The organism is Streptomyces sp. L-9-10, assembly GCF_004151105.1.
Taxonomy (GTDB): domain Bacteria; phylum Actinomycetota; class Actinomycetes; order Streptomycetales; family Streptomycetaceae; genus Streptomyces.
Map to the genome: position 1 here is coordinate 23,865 of NZ_PHRF01000074.1, position 15,554 is coordinate 39,418.

Annotated in this window: 9 protein-coding genes and 4 tRNA genes; 7 read left to right on the forward strand and 6 right to left on the reverse strand. The window is 71.5% G+C overall.

What is annotated here, in order from left to right; translation table 11 throughout:
- Nucleotides 1-73: 73 nt before the first annotated feature.
- Complete coding sequence (hrpA, locus tag CU044_RS19145; protein WP_129769945.1) at nucleotides 74-4,078, reverse strand: ATP-dependent RNA helicase HrpA; 4,005 nt, start codon at nucleotides 4,076-4,078, stop codon at nucleotides 74-76.
- A 226-nt stretch (nucleotides 4,079-4,304) separates the two neighbouring features.
- On the opposite strand from hrpA, the gene CU044_RS19150 reads away from it, so the two are divergent.
- The 3 genes from CU044_RS19150 to CU044_RS19160 all read left to right on the forward strand — a co-directional run bounded on the left by CU044_RS19150 (nucleotide 4,305) and on the right by CU044_RS19160 (nucleotide 6,559).
- Nucleotides 4,305-4,730, forward strand: a complete 426-nt coding sequence (locus CU044_RS19150; protein WP_129769946.1) for a hypothetical protein — start codon at nucleotides 4,305-4,307, stop codon at nucleotides 4,728-4,730.
- Between the two features lie 84 nt (nucleotides 4,731-4,814).
- Nucleotides 4,815-5,618, forward strand: coding sequence for a thioredoxin domain-containing protein (locus tag CU044_RS19155; RefSeq protein WP_345790139.1), 804 nt, complete (start codon nucleotides 4,815-4,817; stop codon nucleotides 5,616-5,618).
- A complete protein-coding gene (locus CU044_RS19160; protein ID WP_129769948.1) occupies nucleotides 5,615-6,559 on the forward strand; it encodes a cytochrome c biogenesis CcdA family protein in 945 nt (314 codons plus the stop codon). Before CU044_RS19155 ends, CU044_RS19160 begins: the two co-directional genes overlap by 4 nt.
- A gap of 54 nt (nucleotides 6,560-6,613) precedes the next feature.
- Here the strand turns inward: CU044_RS19160 and CU044_RS19165 are convergent.
- The 5 genes from CU044_RS19165 to CU044_RS19185 all read right to left on the reverse strand — a co-directional run bounded on the left by CU044_RS19165 (nucleotide 6,614) and on the right by CU044_RS19185 (nucleotide 9,185).
- Nucleotides 6,614-6,687, reverse strand: a tRNA-Phe gene (locus CU044_RS19165).
- A 21-nt stretch (nucleotides 6,688-6,708) separates the two neighbouring features.
- Nucleotides 6,709-6,783, reverse strand: a tRNA-Asp gene (locus CU044_RS19170).
- Between the two features lie 39 nt (nucleotides 6,784-6,822).
- Nucleotides 6,823-6,895, reverse strand: a tRNA-Glu gene (locus tag CU044_RS19175).
- Between the two features lie 80 nt (nucleotides 6,896-6,975).
- On the reverse strand, nucleotides 6,976-8,667 hold the full coding sequence (locus CU044_RS19180) for a metallophosphoesterase (protein WP_129769949.1): 1,692 nt from the start codon (nucleotides 8,665-8,667) through the stop codon (nucleotides 6,976-6,978).
- Between the two features lie 167 nt (nucleotides 8,668-8,834).
- Nucleotides 8,835-9,185, reverse strand: a complete 351-nt coding sequence (locus CU044_RS19185) for a metallopeptidase family protein (RefSeq protein WP_129769950.1) — start codon at nucleotides 9,183-9,185, stop codon at nucleotides 8,835-8,837.
- 169 nt (nucleotides 9,186-9,354) lie between these two features.
- Between CU044_RS19185 and CU044_RS19190 the strand changes: the two genes are divergently transcribed.
- The 4 genes from CU044_RS19190 (at nucleotide 9,355) to CU044_RS19205 (ending at nucleotide 15,398) form a co-directional block, all read left to right on the forward strand.
- Nucleotides 9,355-9,993 carry a hypothetical protein gene (locus tag CU044_RS19190; protein ID WP_129769951.1) on the forward strand — a complete coding sequence of 213 codons (639 nt, stop codon included), beginning with the start codon at nucleotides 9,355-9,357 and terminating at the stop codon, nucleotides 9,991-9,993.
- Between the two features lie 263 nt (nucleotides 9,994-10,256).
- Nucleotides 10,257-12,566: a DEAD/DEAH box helicase gene (locus tag CU044_RS19195; RefSeq protein ID WP_129769952.1), complete on the forward strand. Its 2,310-nt coding sequence runs from the start codon at nucleotides 10,257-10,259 to the stop codon at nucleotides 12,564-12,566.
- A 270-nt stretch (nucleotides 12,567-12,836) separates the two neighbouring features.
- Nucleotides 12,837-12,912: transfer RNA gene (locus CU044_RS19200), tRNA-Lys, on the forward strand.
- A gap of 1,412 nt (nucleotides 12,913-14,324) precedes the next feature.
- Complete coding sequence (locus CU044_RS19205; protein WP_240045695.1) at nucleotides 14,325-15,398, forward strand: helix-turn-helix domain-containing protein; 1,074 nt, start codon at nucleotides 14,325-14,327, stop codon at nucleotides 15,396-15,398.
- The last annotated feature ends 156 nt before the right edge of the window (nucleotides 15,399-15,554 follow it).

Consider the following 15,554-nt stretch of genomic DNA (forward strand, 5'->3'; position numbering starts at 1 on the left):
CGAAACGAGACTCTACAGCAGCTCGGAGGGTCCGGTCGAACTCACTCCCCGCGCACCCTCCGCCATGAACGCGTTACGGCGCCGCCGCGTCGATCGCCTTGATGATGCGCTTGTCCGAGACGGGCTGCGCGGTGCCCAGGGCGTGCGCGAAGTAGCTCACCCGCAGCTCCTCGATCATCCAGCGGATGTCCAGCACCTGCTGCGGCACCGGCCGTCCCCGCGGCAGCTGTTCGAGCAGCCAGGCGTACTCGTCCTGCATCTCGTGGACCTTCTCCATGCGCGTGGTGTCGCGCTGGACGCTCGTCGGCATCTGCTGGAGCCGGCGGTCCGCCGCGACGAGATAGCGCATCAGGTCGGGCAGCCGACGCAGCCCGGTGCGGGTGACGAAGCCCGCCGGTACGAGGGCCGCCAGCTGGTCCCTGACGTCCTGGACGTTGTTGACCAGCGTCAGACTGCCCGTGGCCTTCAGACGGCGCTCGCAGGCCTGCCAGGCGGCCAGGATCTGCTGGACCTGCCCGATGGTCCGTACGGTCGCGTCGACGAGATCGGCGCGCACCCGGTCGTACAGCTTCCGGAACGATTCCTCGTCCCACGCCGGACCTCCGTGGTCCGCGATCAGCTTGTCGGCGGCGGCCATGGCGCAGTCGTCGAACAGCGCCTGGATGGAGCCGTGCGGATTGCGGGAGAGCGCCAGCTTCTGCTGGTTGGTGAGCTTGTCGGAGGCGAACTTCGCCGGGTTCACCGGGATGTTCAGCAGGATCAGCCGGCGCGTCCCGGCCCACATCGCCTGGCGCTGCTCGGCCTCGGTGTCGAAGAGCCGTACGGCCACGGTCGCGCCCTGGTCGACCAGCGCCGGGTACGCCTTGACGGGCTGGCCGGCCCGCCGGGTCTCGAAGACCCGGGAGAGCGTGCCCACCGTCCAGTCCGTCAGCCCCGTACGTTCGATCGCCTCGCCGCCCGCGCGCTCGGCGGTGGCCGCGGCGGCCTTGGAGAGCGCCTGACGGGCCTTGGGGCGCAGCTGGAGCCTGAGTGCCTCCAGATCCTTGTCCTCGGCGATCTTGCGGCGGCGTTCGTCGACGACGCGGAACGTGATCCTGAGATGGTCGGGCATCCGGGCCGGATCGAAGTCGTCGGCCGTGACCGGCACCCCGACCATCCGCTGGAGCTCGCGGGCCAGCGTCACGGGCAGCGGCTCCTGGAGGGGCACGGCGCGCTCCAGGAACGCCTTGGCGTAGTTCGGCGCGGGCACGTAGTGGCGGCGGATCGGTTTGGGCAGCGAGCGGATCAGCTCCATGACCACGTCCTCGCGCAGGCCCGGGATCTGCCAGTCGAAGCCCTCGGAGGTGACCTGGTTGAGCACCTGGAGAGGGACGTGGACGGTCACGCCGTCCGCGTCCGTACCCGGCTCGAACTGGTACGTCACACGGAACTTGAGAGGGCCCTGGCGCCAGGAGTCCGGATAGTCGTCCTTGGTGACGGAGCCGGCCTTCTCGTTGATGAGCATCGAGCGCTCGAAGTCGAGCAGCTCCGGCTCCTCTTTGCGTCTCTTCTTCCACCAGGAGTCGAAGTGCGCGCCGGAGACCACCTCGTCCGGCACCCGCTGGTCGTAGAAGTCGTAGAGCGTCTCGTCGTCCACGAGGATGTCGCGGCGCCGGGCGCGGTGCTCCAACTCCTCGACCTCGCCCAGGAGTTTGCGATTGTCATGGAAGAACTGGTGGTGCGTGCGCCAGTCGCCCTCGACCAGCGCGTGGCGGATGAACAGCTCCCGGGACGCTTCCGGGTCGATCCGGCCGAAATTCACCTTGCGCTGGGCGACGATCGGTACGCCGTACAGCGTCACCTTCTCGTACGCCATCACGGCCGCCATGTCCTTCTCCCAGTGCGGCTCGCTGTAGGTCCGCTTGAGGAGATGGCCGGCCAGGGGCTCGATCCACTCGGGCTCGATCTTCGCGTTGACACGTGCCCAGAGCCGGGAGGTCTCCACCAGCTCGGCGGACATGACGAAGCGCGGCGGTTTCTTGAAGAGCGCGGAACCGGGGAACACCGCGAACTTCGCGCTGCGGGCGCCGAGGTACTCGTTCTTGGCGCCGTCCTTCACGTCCTTCATCCCGATGTGCGAGAGCAGCCCCGCGAGCAGCGAGACGTGGACGGACTGGTCCGCCGCGTCCTCCTCGTTGAGGTGGATGCCCATCTGCTTGGCGACCGTGCGCAGCTGCGAGTAGATGTCCTGCCACTCGCGGATCCGCAGGAAGTTCAGATACTCCGATTTGCACATCCGGCGGAAGGCCGAGGAGGACAGCGTCTTCTGCTGCTCCCTGATGTAGCGCCAGAGATTGATGAAGGCCAGGAAATCGGAGGTCTCGTCCTTGAACCGGGCGTGCTGCTGGTCCGCCTGGGCCTGCTTGTCGGCGGGCCGCTCGCGGGGGTCCTGGATGGAGAGCGCGGCGGCGATCACCATCACCTCGCGCACGCAGCCGTTGCGGTCGGCCTCGATGACCATCCGGGCCAGCCGCGGGTCCACCGGGAGCTGCGAGAGCTTGCGGCCGAGCGGGGTGAGCCGCTTCCTCGGATCCTTCTGCGCGGCCTGCGACGGGTCGAAGGCGCCCAGCTCCTGGAGCAGCTGCACGCCGTCGCGGATATTGCGGTGGTCCGGCGGATCGATGAAGGGGAACTTCTCGATGTCGCCCAGGCCGGCCGCGGTCATCTGGAGGATGACGGACGCCAGATTCGTACGGAGGATCTCGGCGTCGGTGAACTCCGGGCGCGACTCGAAGTCGTCCTCGGAGTAGAGCCGTACGCAGATCCCGTCCGACGTACGGCCGCAGCGGCCCTTGCGCTGGTTGGCGCTGGCCTGGGAGATCCGCTCGATCGGCAGCCGCTGGACCTTGGTGCGGTGGCTGTAGCGGGAGATACGGGCGGTGCCCGGATCGATGACGTACTTGATGCCCGGGACGGTCAGCGAGGTCTCGGCGACATTCGTCGCCAGAACGATCCTGCGTCCGCTGTGGCGCTGGAACACGCGGTGCTGCTCGGCGTGCGAGAGCCGGGCGTAGAGGGGGAGGACCTCGGTGCCCCGGAGCTTGCGCTTCTCCAGGGCGTCGGCGGTGTCGCGGATCTCCCGCTCGCCGGAGAGGAAGACCAGGATGTCGCCCGGCCCCTCCGACTGGAGCTCGTCCACGGCTTCGGAGATCGCGGTGATCTGGTCGCGGTCGCCCTCCTCGCCGTCCTCCTCCAGCAGGGGGCGGTAGCGGACCTCGACGGGGTACGTACGCCCCGAGACCTCCACGATGGGCGCGCCCCGCCGCGCTTCGCCATCGCCGCCTTCGCCGTTGCCGCCGTCGACACCGACGGAGGCGAAGCGGCCGAAGTGGCGGGCGAAGCGCTCCGGGTCGATCGTCGCGGACGTGACGACGACCTTCAGGTCCGGGCGTCTGGGGAGCAGCTGGGCCAGATAGCCCAGCAGGAAGTCGATGTTGAGGCTTCGCTCATGGGCCTCGTCGATGATGATCGTGTCGTAGGCGAGCAGCTCGCGGTCCGTCTGGATCTCGGCGAGCAGGATGCCGTCGGTCATCAGCTTGACGAACGTCGCGTCCCGGTCGACCTGATCGGTGAACCGGACCTTCCAGCCGACGGCCTCGCCCAGCGGGGTGTCCAGCTCCTCCGCGACGCGCTCCGCGACGGTACGGGCGGCGATCCTGCGCGGCTGGGTGTGCCCGATCATGCCGCGGACCCCGCGGCCCAGCTCCAGACAGATCTTGGGGATCTGCGTCGTCTTGCCCGACCCGGTCTCACCGGCGACGATCACGACCTGGTGGTCGCGTATCGCCTCCAGGATCAGGTCCTTCTTCTGGCTGACGGGCAGCTGCTCGGGGTACGAGACGGCGGGCATCCGCGCCCTGCGCAGCCGGGTGCGCTCGGCGGCCTTGCCGGCCTCGCCGGCGATCTCGTCCAGCACGGCCTGCCGCGCTTCGGGCTTACGGATGCGCCGTGCGCCTTCGAGACGGCGGCCGAGCCGCTGCGCGTCGCGCAGGGAGACGTCGGCGAGCAGGGTCTGGAGGTCGGCGAAGGAAGTAGACATACCTGGCCCAGGATCTCACCCGCCGCTCGGGAGTGGCGAACCCATTTCAGCGGCGGCCCCGGCGTGGTGGCCGCGGCGTGGCGGCCGTGGTGGGTGCGGTGGCCCGGCGGGTCGGGGGGCCGTATTGCCCGATCGGGAGGAGCACCCCTTACGATGCGAGGCACGTACCCCGTACCCCGTCTTCCTTCCGTCCCCCGTATCGCCGACCTTCGGAGAGGCTCAGCCGATGCCCCGCACGCGCACCGGAAGCAGGCGCCGCCGCTTCGTGGGTGCGGGTGTGGGCGGGGCGCTGCTGGGGGTGCTGGTCGCGCTGCTGTTCTGTCTTCCGTCCGCCGCCGTGGCGGTCGGGACGGCCGGGACCGCCGGGGGTGCCGCGGCCGTCGAGACCGTCGGGGCCGAGGCCGTCGCGGTCAGCGGGTACGGCGGGCAGACTCCGGGGTGCGGGCGCGGCGGCCAGGACGATGCGGGCATCCCGCCCATCACCCCGTCGCGCGGCAGCTCCGTCCATGAACTGCTGCCCGCGCTCCACGACGCCCGTGACGCCGCCGGTGCGTGGGGCGTCGCTCAGGCCGTGCTCGCCGTGACTCCCGACCGCGGGCCGCCGCCGGTCGCCGCGCCGTCTCCGGTCGATCTCTCCGTACTGCGCGTATAGGGCCCGGCTCCGTCCGCCCCTTTCGTCCCCTTTTCATGGATTGCTACGGAGAGCCGAACACCCATGTCCGCACAGCCTTCCCGCATGTCCTCCCGCCGCGCCCTCGCCATCGGCGCCGGCGTCGTGGCCGCCGCCGCCCTGCTCGGCGTCGTCTCCTACACCGCCACCAAGCCCGACACCTCCACCCGCGTCGCGACCGGTGACAGCCCGGTCGCCGAGGTCTCCGCGGAGCCGCGGGCCGGGGTCTATCCCGAGCTGGCGAAGCTCGCCCGCCGCGACACGGCGGACCCGCTCGCCGTCGGCCGGGCGGACGCGCCGGTCGTCATGGTCGAGTACGCCGACTTCAAGTGCGGCTACTGCGGCAAGTTCGCCCGCGACACCGAGCCCGGCCTCGTCGAGAAGTACGTCAAGAACGGCACCCTGCGCATCGAATGGCGCAACTACCCGATCTTCGGCGCGGAGTCGGAGGCCGCCGCCCGCGCCGGCTGGGCCGCCGGACAGCAGGGCCGCTTCTGGGAGTTCCACTCGGCCGCGTACGCCGAGGGCGCGAAGGAGAAGGGCTTCGGCGCCGCCCGGCTCGACGCGCTCGCCCGGGAGGCCGGGGTGAAGGACCTGGACCGGTTCCGGCGTGACCGTGCCGGGGACGCCGCAGCGGCGGCCGTACGGAAGGACCAGGAGGAGGCGTACGGCCTCGGCGCCACCTCCACGCCGTCCTTCCTCGTCAACGGCCGCCCCATCGCGGGCGCGCAGCCGGTGGAGGCCTTCACGCAGGCCATCGAGTCGGCGAAGGCCGCGGCGAAGCCCGCCCCCGGGCCCGCTCCGAAACAGGCCCCCGAGTCCGCTTCCGAGTCCGCCCCCGAGGCCGGAACAGGGGACGGGGACCAGTGACCGACATCGGGTATCCGGTCGCGCTGCTCGGCGGGCTCCTCGCGCTGCTCAGCCCGTGCAGCGCCCTGCTCCTGCCCGCGTTCTTCGCGTACTCCATCGACTCGGCCGGCCGGCTCCTGGCCCGTACCGGCATCTTCTATCTCGGCCTGGCGACCACGCTCGTCCCGCTGGGCGCCGCCGGTTCCTTCGCCGGCCGGCTGTTCTACGGGCACCGCGATCTGCTGGTCGCCGTCGGCGGCTGGCTGATCATCGCGCTCGGGGCCGCCCAGATCCTCGGCATGGGCTTCGCCTCGCGCCGTATGGCCGCGCTGTCGGGCCGGATCCGGCCGACGACCGCGCTGTCCGTGTACGCCCTCGGCATGGTCTACGGGCTCGCCGGCTTCTGCGCGGGCCCGATCCTCGGCAGCGTGCTGACCGTGGCCGCGCTGAGCGGCAGTCCCGTCTACGGCGGGCTGCTGCTCGCGGTGTACGCGCTGGGCATGGCCGTACCGCTCTTCCTGCTCGCCCTGCTCTGGGAACGGTTCGATCTCGGCGGGCGGCGGTGGCTGCGCGGCCGGGCCTTCCGGCTCGGACGCTTCGAACTGCACACGACCTCACTGCTCTCGGGGCTGTTCTTCCTCGTCCTGGGCGCGGTCTTCCTCGTCTTCGACGGGACGACGGCGCTGCCGGGGCTGCTCTCGGTCGACGACTCCTTCGCGACCGAGCAGTGGGCGCGCGGGGTCGGGGCGGGGATCCCGGACTGGGCGCTGCTGGGTGGGGTGGTGCTGGTGGTGACGGTGATCACACTGGTGCGCTGGCTCCACGGGCGCGAGGCGCGTGACGACCGCGAGGGGCACGGCGACAGCGACGATCGTGAGAGCCGCGAAAGCCGCGAGAGCCGGGACGAGCGGGCCGCGCACGACGACCCGGCCGAGCCGGTCCGTACCGAGACCGGGGCATGAGAAAAGCCCCCCGCCGAGAGACTCGGTGGGGGGCCTCGCCCTCACGGGCCGAAGTGGCTGGGGCCGGGATCGAACCGGCGACCTATCGCTTTTCAGGCGATCGCTCGTACCAACTGAGCTACCCAGCCACGCAACCTCGACGGCTGCAGCGGTCCTGACGGGATTTGAACCCGCGGCCTCCACCTTGACAGGGTGGCGAGCACTCCAAACTGCTCCACAGGACCAAGCAATGTGCGAGCACTAGTCTCGCACACAGTGTTGCGTGCCCCCAACGGGATTCGAACCCGTGCTACCGCCTTGAAAGGGCGGCGTCCTGGGCCACTAGACGATGAGGGCTAAGGGCCCGCCTGGGCGCTTTGCAGCGCGTCGGGGACGTGAGAAGCATATGGGATGGGCAGAGCTATCGCCAAAACGGTTTAGGGAGCGGGTACGGGGAGGCCCGACGGCGACGGTGAGGGTGCGGCGCCGCCGGGCGCGGGCGAGGCGGCGCCCGGCGTACGGGTCGGGGTGCCGGGCGTACGGGCCGGGGAGCCCGGCGGCGCCGACGACGGGCCCGTACCGCCGGTGCCCGACGGATCAGGGCCCGGCGAGGCGTCGGCCCCCGGTGTGCCCACCTCCTGCGGAAGATGGCGGCTGACCTCGGCGGTCGTCAGACCCAGCCCGCCGAGGGTGATCTCGTCCCAGGCCTGGAGCCGCTTGGTCGTCCGGTCCAGATAGAGCACGGACATCTGCACCTTCTCCGGACTGTCGTTCTGTACGGCGCGCAGCCCGCCGCCGCCTGTGGAGCCCTCGATCTTCAGCCGGGTGCCGTGCGGCAGCACCTCGGTCTCGCGGTGGTGGATATGGCCCGAGAGGGCCAGCGGGACGAGGCCGTCGGTCTCCCGCGCGGCCACCGGGTTGTGGGCGACGGCGATGTCCACGGGGGTGCCGGCCCGCCGCTGGTCGCGGAGGGCCGAGGCGAGCCGGATGCCCGTCATGCGTTCCGCCGGGTCGCCCTGGGCCTCCACCGAGCGGTCGGGGGTGAACTGCGGGTCGCCGCTGCCCGCCACCCGTACCCCGCCCACGGTCACGGCCCGGCCCTCGTCCAGGACCCGGACGTTCTTCATGCGCCGCAGATACTCCTGGGTGCCCTGCGAGTCGTGGTTGCCGCGCACCCAGACGTACGGGACGTCCAGGTCGGCGATGGGGTCGAGGAAGGTGTTCTCGGCGGAGGCGCCGTGGTCCATGGTGTCGCCGGAGTCGATGATCACGCCGATCCCGTACTGCTCCACGAGGGAGCCGATGATGTGCCAGGCCGCCGGGTTGAGATGGATGTCCGAGACATGCAGCACCCGGAGGGTCGCCGGGTCCGGCTGGAAGGTGGGGAGGGTGGAGGCGGCGTCGTACAGCTTGGTCACGTTGGTGACCAGCCGCGCCAACTCCTTCTGGTAGACGTCGAAATCGTTCACGATCGAGCGCGCGCTGCCGACCACCTGCGGGGCGGAGGAGAGCAGTCCGGAGAACCGCGGCTCCAGCACCGACTTGGGGTTCCAGGTGGCGTACGCGCCGACGCCCGAGGCGGCCAGCAGCGCGAGCGCCAGCCCGCCGGCGGTGAGTGCGCGGCGCGGGCGGCGGTACACGGCGAGCCCGAGGGCGGTGGCTCCGGAGACGACGGCGACGACGGACCGTACGGCCAGCTCCGTCGTGCCGTCCATGACGTCGTGGCTGACCTCGCCCTGGAGGCCGGAGAGCCGCTCGGGGTGCTCGACGAGCGCCTGGGACCGTACGGGGTCGAGCTGGTCCACGTCGACGTCGAGGCGGATGGGGGCGGTGTGCGTGCTCAGCTCCAGCGCTCCCAGCGGGGAGACGTTGATCTTGGTGCCGCCGGTCAGGGACGGGCGGAGCGTCATCTTGGTGTCCATCGGCCCGACCGGGGTCCGTACGCTGCCGACGATCAGCAGCCCGAGCCAGGCGCCCAGCAGGACGACGGAGAGCAGCCCGACCGCGCGGCTGTAGGGGTGCGGGGAGTGGGTCAGGGCGCTGGTGGGGGCGTCGCGCCGGGAACTGAGATGGCCCTGGATGCGGGTGAGCGAGGTACGGAACGGGAAGCGTGGTACATCACGGGCCATTGGTCGCGTATGCCCATGATGGGGGCGGACCATGCCTGGCCACGGCCATCAGGAGTAGTGGGCGGGGTGCGGGGCGGGCGGTGGGGACTTCACCTACCCCCGGTCCCGCTCGATACCCCCGGTCCGGCTCATGCCCCGGCCCGGTTCGTTGACCTGGGTCCGGCTCGTCACCCCCAGCCCAGCTCGTGCAGCCGGTCGTCGTCGATGCCGAAGTGGTGGGCGATCTCGTGGACGACGGTCACGGAGACCTCGTGCACCACGTCCTCGGGGGTCTCGCAGTAGCGCAGGGTCGGCCCCATGTAGATGGAGATCCGGTCGGGCAGGACCCCGGCGTACCACTCGCCGCGGTCCGTGAGCGGGGTCCCCTCGTAGAGCCCGAGCAGCTCGGGGTCGGACGCGTCGGGTTCGTCCTCGACGAAGACGGCGACGTTGTCCATGACCTTGGTCAGCTCCGGTGGGATCTGATCAAGGGCCTGGCTCACCAGCTCTTCGAAGGTCTCGCGTGTCATCTCCAGCACATGGCCATTGTCCAGCAGAGCCCGGCCGAACGGCCCCCGCCTTCCGCATGCGTGGGTGCGGGATGTCTCCCGGGCGTGTCCCCGGCGGGGAAAAGGAAGTTGAGCAGTGAAAACCCTCACCTCGCCGTCGGCGGGGAGACCCGTTCCGCGCCCCCCGGAGGTGCCACTCGTGCGCCAGTTGTCCGCCCCAGGCCGTTTCGCCGTCTGGATCGTCACGTCACTGGCGGTCGCGGCCTCCACAGGCTGCATGAGCGTCGGTGAGGACGAAGGAAAGCCGGCGCCCTCGCGGTCGGCGGAGGACCAGGACACCGCGGCCGAGCCCGACGGCGTCACGGGCGAGGGCGCCGGAGCCCGTGAGCCCTACGCCTGGCAGGGCCGTACGGAAAGCGGCGGCGCCGAGAGCGCCGGCGCGGACGGCCGCGACAAGGAGGGCGGGGGCGAGAAGGGCGACGGAGAAAGCACGAGTGACAAGGGCGGCAGCGGCGCCAACGGAGCTTCGCCGAGCGCCAGTTCCGACGTCACGCCCTCGCCCGAGCCGTCGAAGGGCACGCGTCCGCAGCCGGGGAAGCCGGTCCCGCCGGGCGACGGACCCGAACCGCCCAAGGAGCCCACGCGCCCGGCGCCGCCGGTCTCCCCGCCGCCGGGGCCGCCGGATCCGGAACCGCAGCCGGAGCCGGAGCCGACGAGGCCGCCGGAGCAGCCGTCCGCGTCACCGGCGGCGGACGTCCGAACGGGCGCGATGTCGGCCGCCGACGGGATGGGGATGCGAAAGGAGCCGACGGCGTCGCCGCAGCTCGGGCCGGTGTGACGGGGGTCATGACGGAGGCGGTCCACGCACGGTCTGCTCGCTGGTTTGCCCGGCGGTCTGCCTCGTGGTTTGCCTGGTGGTTTGCCTAAGAGGGGGGAGGGTGCGTATGGTAGTAGATCGTTTGATCATTGCCCGGCGCCGACACAGAAGAGCGCCGCGTGGCGCGTACTCTCCCTTGCCGTGGCTGACCGCATTGAGGCGGTCGATTTGCGAATCACGGAGTTTGGGCGCGTGCCGAGACTCCGGAAGGTTTCGCATTTCGCATGTCCATTTCCAGTACTGACCACGCCGTCATGCCCGAGAACGAGTCCCCCGAGACGGTCACCGACGTGACCGCCGAGGCCGCCAAGGCCCCCGAGACCGTTGAGGGCGCGGAGGCCGTCGTGGCCCCCGAGACGGCCGTCGAAGCCCCCGAGGCTCCTGAGGCCACCGAGACGGCTCCCGAGGCCCCCGAGACCTCGGTGGTTGACGAGGCGTCAGACGCCGACGAGGCCCCCGGACTCACCTTCGGCGACCTCGGCCTCCCGGACGGCATCGTCCGCAAGCTCACCCAGAACGGCGTCACCGCCCCCTTCCCGATCCAGGCCGCGACCATCCCGGACGCCCTGGCCGGCAAGGACATCCTGGGCCGTGGCCGTACCGGCTCCGGCAAGACCCTCTCCTTCGGTCTGCCGCTGCTGGCCACGCTCGCCGGCGGCCACACCGAGAAGAAGAAGCCCCGCGGCGTCATCCTCACCCCGACCCGTGAGCTGGCGATGCAGGTCGCGGACGCCCTCCAGCCGTACGGCGACGTGCTCGGCCTGAAGATGAAGGTCGTCTGCGGCGGTACGTCGATGGGCAACCAGATCTACGCGCTGGAGCGCGGCGTCGACATCCTCGTCGCCACCCCGGGCCGGCTGCGCGACATCATCAACCGCGGCGCCTGCTCGCTGGACCAGATCCAGATCGCGATCCTCGACGAGGCCGACCAGATGTCGGACCTGGGCTTCATGCCCGAGGTCACCGAGCTGCTCGACCTGGTGCCCGCGGGCGGTCAGCGCATGCTCTTCTCCGCCACCATGGAGAACGAGATCAGCACGCTGGTCAAGCGCTATCTGACCAACCCGGTCAGCCACGAGGTCGACAGCGCCCAGGGCAACGTCACGACCATGACGCACCACGTGCTCGTCGTGAAGCCGAAGGACAAGGCCCCGGTCACCGCCGCGATCGCCGCCCGCAAGGGCCGCACGATCATCTTCGTACGGACGCAGCTGGGCGCCGACCGTATCGCCGAGCAGCTGCGCGACTCGGGCGTGAAGGCCGACGCGCTGCACGGCGGTATGACGCAGGGCGCGCGGACGCGGACGCTGGCCGACTTCAAGGACGGTTACGTCAACGCGCTCGTCGCCACCGACGTCGCCGCGCGCGGTATCCACGTGGACGGCATCGACCTGGTGCTGAACGTGGACCCGGCCGGCGACCACAAGGACTATCTGCACCGCTCGGGCCGTACGGCGCGGGCCGGCAAGTCCGGTGTCGTCGTCTCGCTGGCGCTGCCGCACCAGCGCCGCCAGATCTTCCGGCTGATGGAGGACGCGGGCGTGGACGCCTCGCGCCACATGGTCGGCGGAGCCGGCGCGTTCGACCCGGAGGTCGCCGAGATCACCGGCGCCCGCTCGCTCACCGAGGTCCAGGCCGACTCGGCGAACAACGCGGCCAAGCAGGCCGAGCGCGAGGCCGCCGAACTGGCCAAGCAGCTGGAGCGCGTCCAGCGCCGCGCCCGCGAACTGCGCGAGGAGGCCGAGCGCCTGGTCGCCCGTGCGGCGCGCGAGCGGGGCGACGACCCGGAGGCGGCGGTGGCCGAGGTGGCCGCCGAGGCCGAGCGCGCGGTGGAGGCGGCTGCCGCCGCCGCTGCCGCCGTACCGGCGCAGCGCGAGGAGCGCAGGGACAGCCGCGACGACCGGGGCAACTTCGGGCGCCGCGACGACCGCGGCGAGCGCAGTGGCCGGGGCGGCGCGCGGGGTTACACCCCGCGTGACGACCGTGGCGGCGAGCGCGGCGCGGACCGCGGCGGTGACCGTGGCGGGTTCCAGCGTCGCGACGACCGTGGTGGCGAGCGCGGCGGTGAGCGCGGTGGTGAGCGCGGTGGCTTCAACCGTGACCGCCGTGACGACCGTGGCGGGTTCCAGCGCCGTGACGACCGTGGTGGCGAGCGCGGCGGTGAGCGCGGTGGTGAGCGCGGTGGTGAGCGCGGTGGCTTCAACCGTGACCGCCGTGACGACCGTGGCGGGTTCCAGCGCCGTGACGACCGTGGCGGCGAGCGGGGCGGTTTCAACCGTGACCGCCGTGACGACCGCGGCGCCGAGCGCCGTGACGACCGCGGCGGCCGTTCCTTCGAGCGCCGCGACCACCGGGGCAGCGACCGCCCGTTCAACCGCGACCGCCGCGACGACCGCCCGTCGAGCGGCTTCCGCCCCGGCGGCCACGACCGTCCGTCCACCCGCCGTGACGACCACCGCGGCGGTACGACGGGCACCGGCACCGGCTCCTTCGGCCGCCGCGACGACAAGCCGCGCTGGAAGCGCAACGGCTGACCGTCCGCGACAGCGATCCGGCTGACGCGTCACCAGGGCCCGTGCCCCACCCCCGAGGTGGGACACGGGCCCTGCCCGCGTCCGGGGGCCCGAGGATCCGGGGGACGGACACCCCGCCCGACCCGGCCCACGAGAACCGCCTCCGGCCACCCTGCCGACACCACCCCCGCGAACCGCGCAGACACCCACGCCGACGCGCGACATACCCACGTGGGGATACCCGATCGGCGCAGGGCCGACGGCGGGCTATGCTCGTGGGTGTTGTGCCGAGGGCCGTTAGCTCAATTGGCAGAGCAGCGGACTTTTAATCCGTTGGTTGTGGGTTCGAGTCCCACACGGCCTACCACCCGCAGGCAGGGGAGTCCCCTACGAGCCTGCACTTGAGCGCCCCTCCCGTCCCAGCCGGGCAGGGGCGCTCCGCCGTCCCAGGACCGACCGAGAGCGGACGGACCTTAGAGGGGGCACGGGGCGGCGGGAACTGCGCCTACGAGCGCGAAGAGGCGCCTGTGTGGCGGGGCACACAGAAGCCATCCTTTCGGACGGCTTCTTCTCCGCACCAGCCGACGCGTTCCACCACGGGGCAAGGTTGCCGCCGCCCCCGAGCCAGCGGCCGCCCAAGGCCCGGCCACTGATCGCCCTACGCCGCCGGCAACGGGACCACCCCCGCCCGCGCGGGGACCACTGATCGACGTACGCCTGTCCGGCGTCTTGAGCCGGAGCACCCCCGCTTGCGCGGGGACCACGTCGCCGTCTACGGGGTGGACCTGGGAAAGCTCGGAACACCCCCGCCTACGCGGGGACCACACGTCCAGCCGGCGACAGTCCGCAACAATCTGCGGAACACCCCCGCCTGCGCGGGGACCACGCCGGAGGCGGCGTAGCGGACGGTCCAGTCGTCGGAACACCCCCGCCTGCGCGGGGAGCACTCCGTCACAGGACTGGATGTGACGGTCGAAGGCGGAACACCCCCGCCTACGCGGGGACCACCCCTTTTCGACCTGCGGCGTTAGAGGGGCTTTGCCGTTGCTTGACCATGGGTCGTTCTCACGCCTTCATGGTGTCAGAGGCGTGTGGTCGGTGGGGCTGCCTTGTCGCCATCGCTGGACCGACTGCCCACCGGATCGCTTGACAAGCCGGCCAACCAACCCGTCCAACCAGGGGATTTGGACGGCTGCCGGCCGCGCCGAGCCGAACCCCTCGCGCCTTCGCGTCAGCCGCAGCTCAGGAATGTGTCCGGCGTCGGCGTCGGCACTGGGACGCGGGCCTGGGCTGGGGCTGGGCCCGGGGCCGCGTGTAAGTGGCGGTGGGTGGTGGTGGTGGTGGCGTGGCAGGGGCAGTCGCAGCGGAGCGTTTCGATCGCCGGGCCCGTGCGCGACTGCCAGGGGAGGCGGGTCTCGCTCGGGCCGTGGCATTCCGCGTGCTCCTCGATGCGGCACGCCGGTGCCGTGTAGGCGGGCGCCTTCTGAGTCACTGGGCCGCTTCCACTTCGTGTCCGTCCGTCGTCGCGCGGGTTGCCGCGTCATCCGTAGGTGTGGCTTCCGCGCCGTGCCCACTGGGCCGGGGCGGTGCCGCGGCAATCACCATGACAGCCCTCCCGCTACGCTCGGTCGACCGTCCATTACTGGGCTCATGACAGTAGGGAGCGGCGATCACCGCTTGAAGTGACCACGGGTACGGGTAGCCGGCCGCGGTCCGCGTGCAATTGGGGGCCTCGTGCCGAACGTTCCGCGGTTCACCCTGACCGGCGGTCGGGAAAGTGTGCCGAGGGCTCGTGCGGGGATCGTGTCCGGCTACGTCTTCCGGATCATCCGTGAGCAGCTGGGGCTCACCCAGGACGCGCTGGCCGAGCAGTTCCGGGTGTCGGCCGACACCGTCGCCGGGTGGGAGTCGGGGCGGCGGGCGCTGACCCACGTGCCCGTGGGGCAGCTGTTCGTGTACAGCCACCGGCTGATGCGGCTGGGCACCGTCCCCGCGCTCCTGCTCTCCCTGGAGCGCGCCATGGAGGCGGACGTCCTGCTCGCCGGTGCGCTGGACGGTGGTTCGTCGTACGAGGCCGACCCGCTGGGCGCGTGTGTCATGCGGCGGGATCTGGTCGAGGTGCTCGCCTGGCCGCTCAACGGGGTCGCTCCCGCGCATCTGGCCGCGCTGCCCGAGCCGCCGCGCCCCCGGCGCGGGCCGGTGCCCCGGGGGCCCGAGCTGGCGGCCGCGGACCGCCGCCGCTTCTTCTCGGAGATGCGGCGCACCGCCGAGCGGGCCCGCGGGGCGGAGAGCTTTCTGCTGCGGCGCCAGGCCCTGTATCTGGCCGGCTACGACGACCGGGCCGACACCCCCGGCTGGCTGGCCCGCCAGCAGCGCACCGAACGGCCCGACGACTGGCTGTCGGGCTGGCTCAACTCCCGCTCGGTGGCGGCGGTCGCCGCCCGGCACGGCGACCGCGACCGGATGCGGTACTTCATCGACAGCGCCCTCGCCGACGACGACGCGGGCGAGGCCGCCAATCTGAACTACTGGGCGTACTGGATCGGCGAGGCACCGCACATCCAGCTCTCCGACGACTTCATCGCCGCCCGCACCCCGGGCCGCTGGCCGGGCGACAAGCTGATGCATCACCTCGTACGGGGGCTGACGCCGCGTCATGGGTTCTTCGATCTCAATGTCCACACCCTGTGGGCGTTGCTGGCGGCCCGGCCGAATCTGCTGCGGCCCGGAGGCGCGGCGGGGAGCGCGCTCAGCGCGTGTCTGCCGGCGCTTCTCGACGACCGGGAACTCCCGGCGCGGGCGAGGAGAGAACTCCAGGGCATCCGGTACGCGATCCGGCTCGCCGAGGCGTGAGCGTAGACGTGAGCGTGAGCATGAGCATGAACGTAGGCGTAGGCGGGAGCGTAAGCAGGAATATGCCTCCGTAATAGCCGTCGCCTTTGCCGGCACGGCCGAAAATCGCCCGCGCGACGCCTTTCTGTTCGCGCACCTCTTCGTGCATTTCCCGCC

Excerpts from the sequence above, each read along its gene's own strand:
- CU044_RS19180 (WP_129769949.1), bottom strand. The coding sequence starts at position 8,667 with ATGGCCCGTGATGTACCACGCTTCCCGTTCCGTACCTCGCTCACCCGC.
- CU044_RS19195 (WP_129769952.1), top strand. The coding sequence starts at position 10,257 with ATGTCCATTTCCAGTACTGACCACGCCGTCATGCCCGAGAACGAGTCC.
- CU044_RS19155 (WP_345790139.1), top strand. The coding sequence starts at position 4,815 with ATGTCCTCCCGCCGCGCCCTCGCCATCGGCGCCGGCGTCGTGGCCGCC.
- hrpA (WP_129769945.1), bottom strand. The coding sequence starts at position 4,078 with ATGTCTACTTCCTTCGCCGACCTCCAGACCCTGCTCGCCGACGTCTCC.
- CU044_RS19150 (WP_129769946.1), top strand. The coding sequence starts at position 4,305 with ATGCCCCGCACGCGCACCGGAAGCAGGCGCCGCCGCTTCGTGGGTGCG.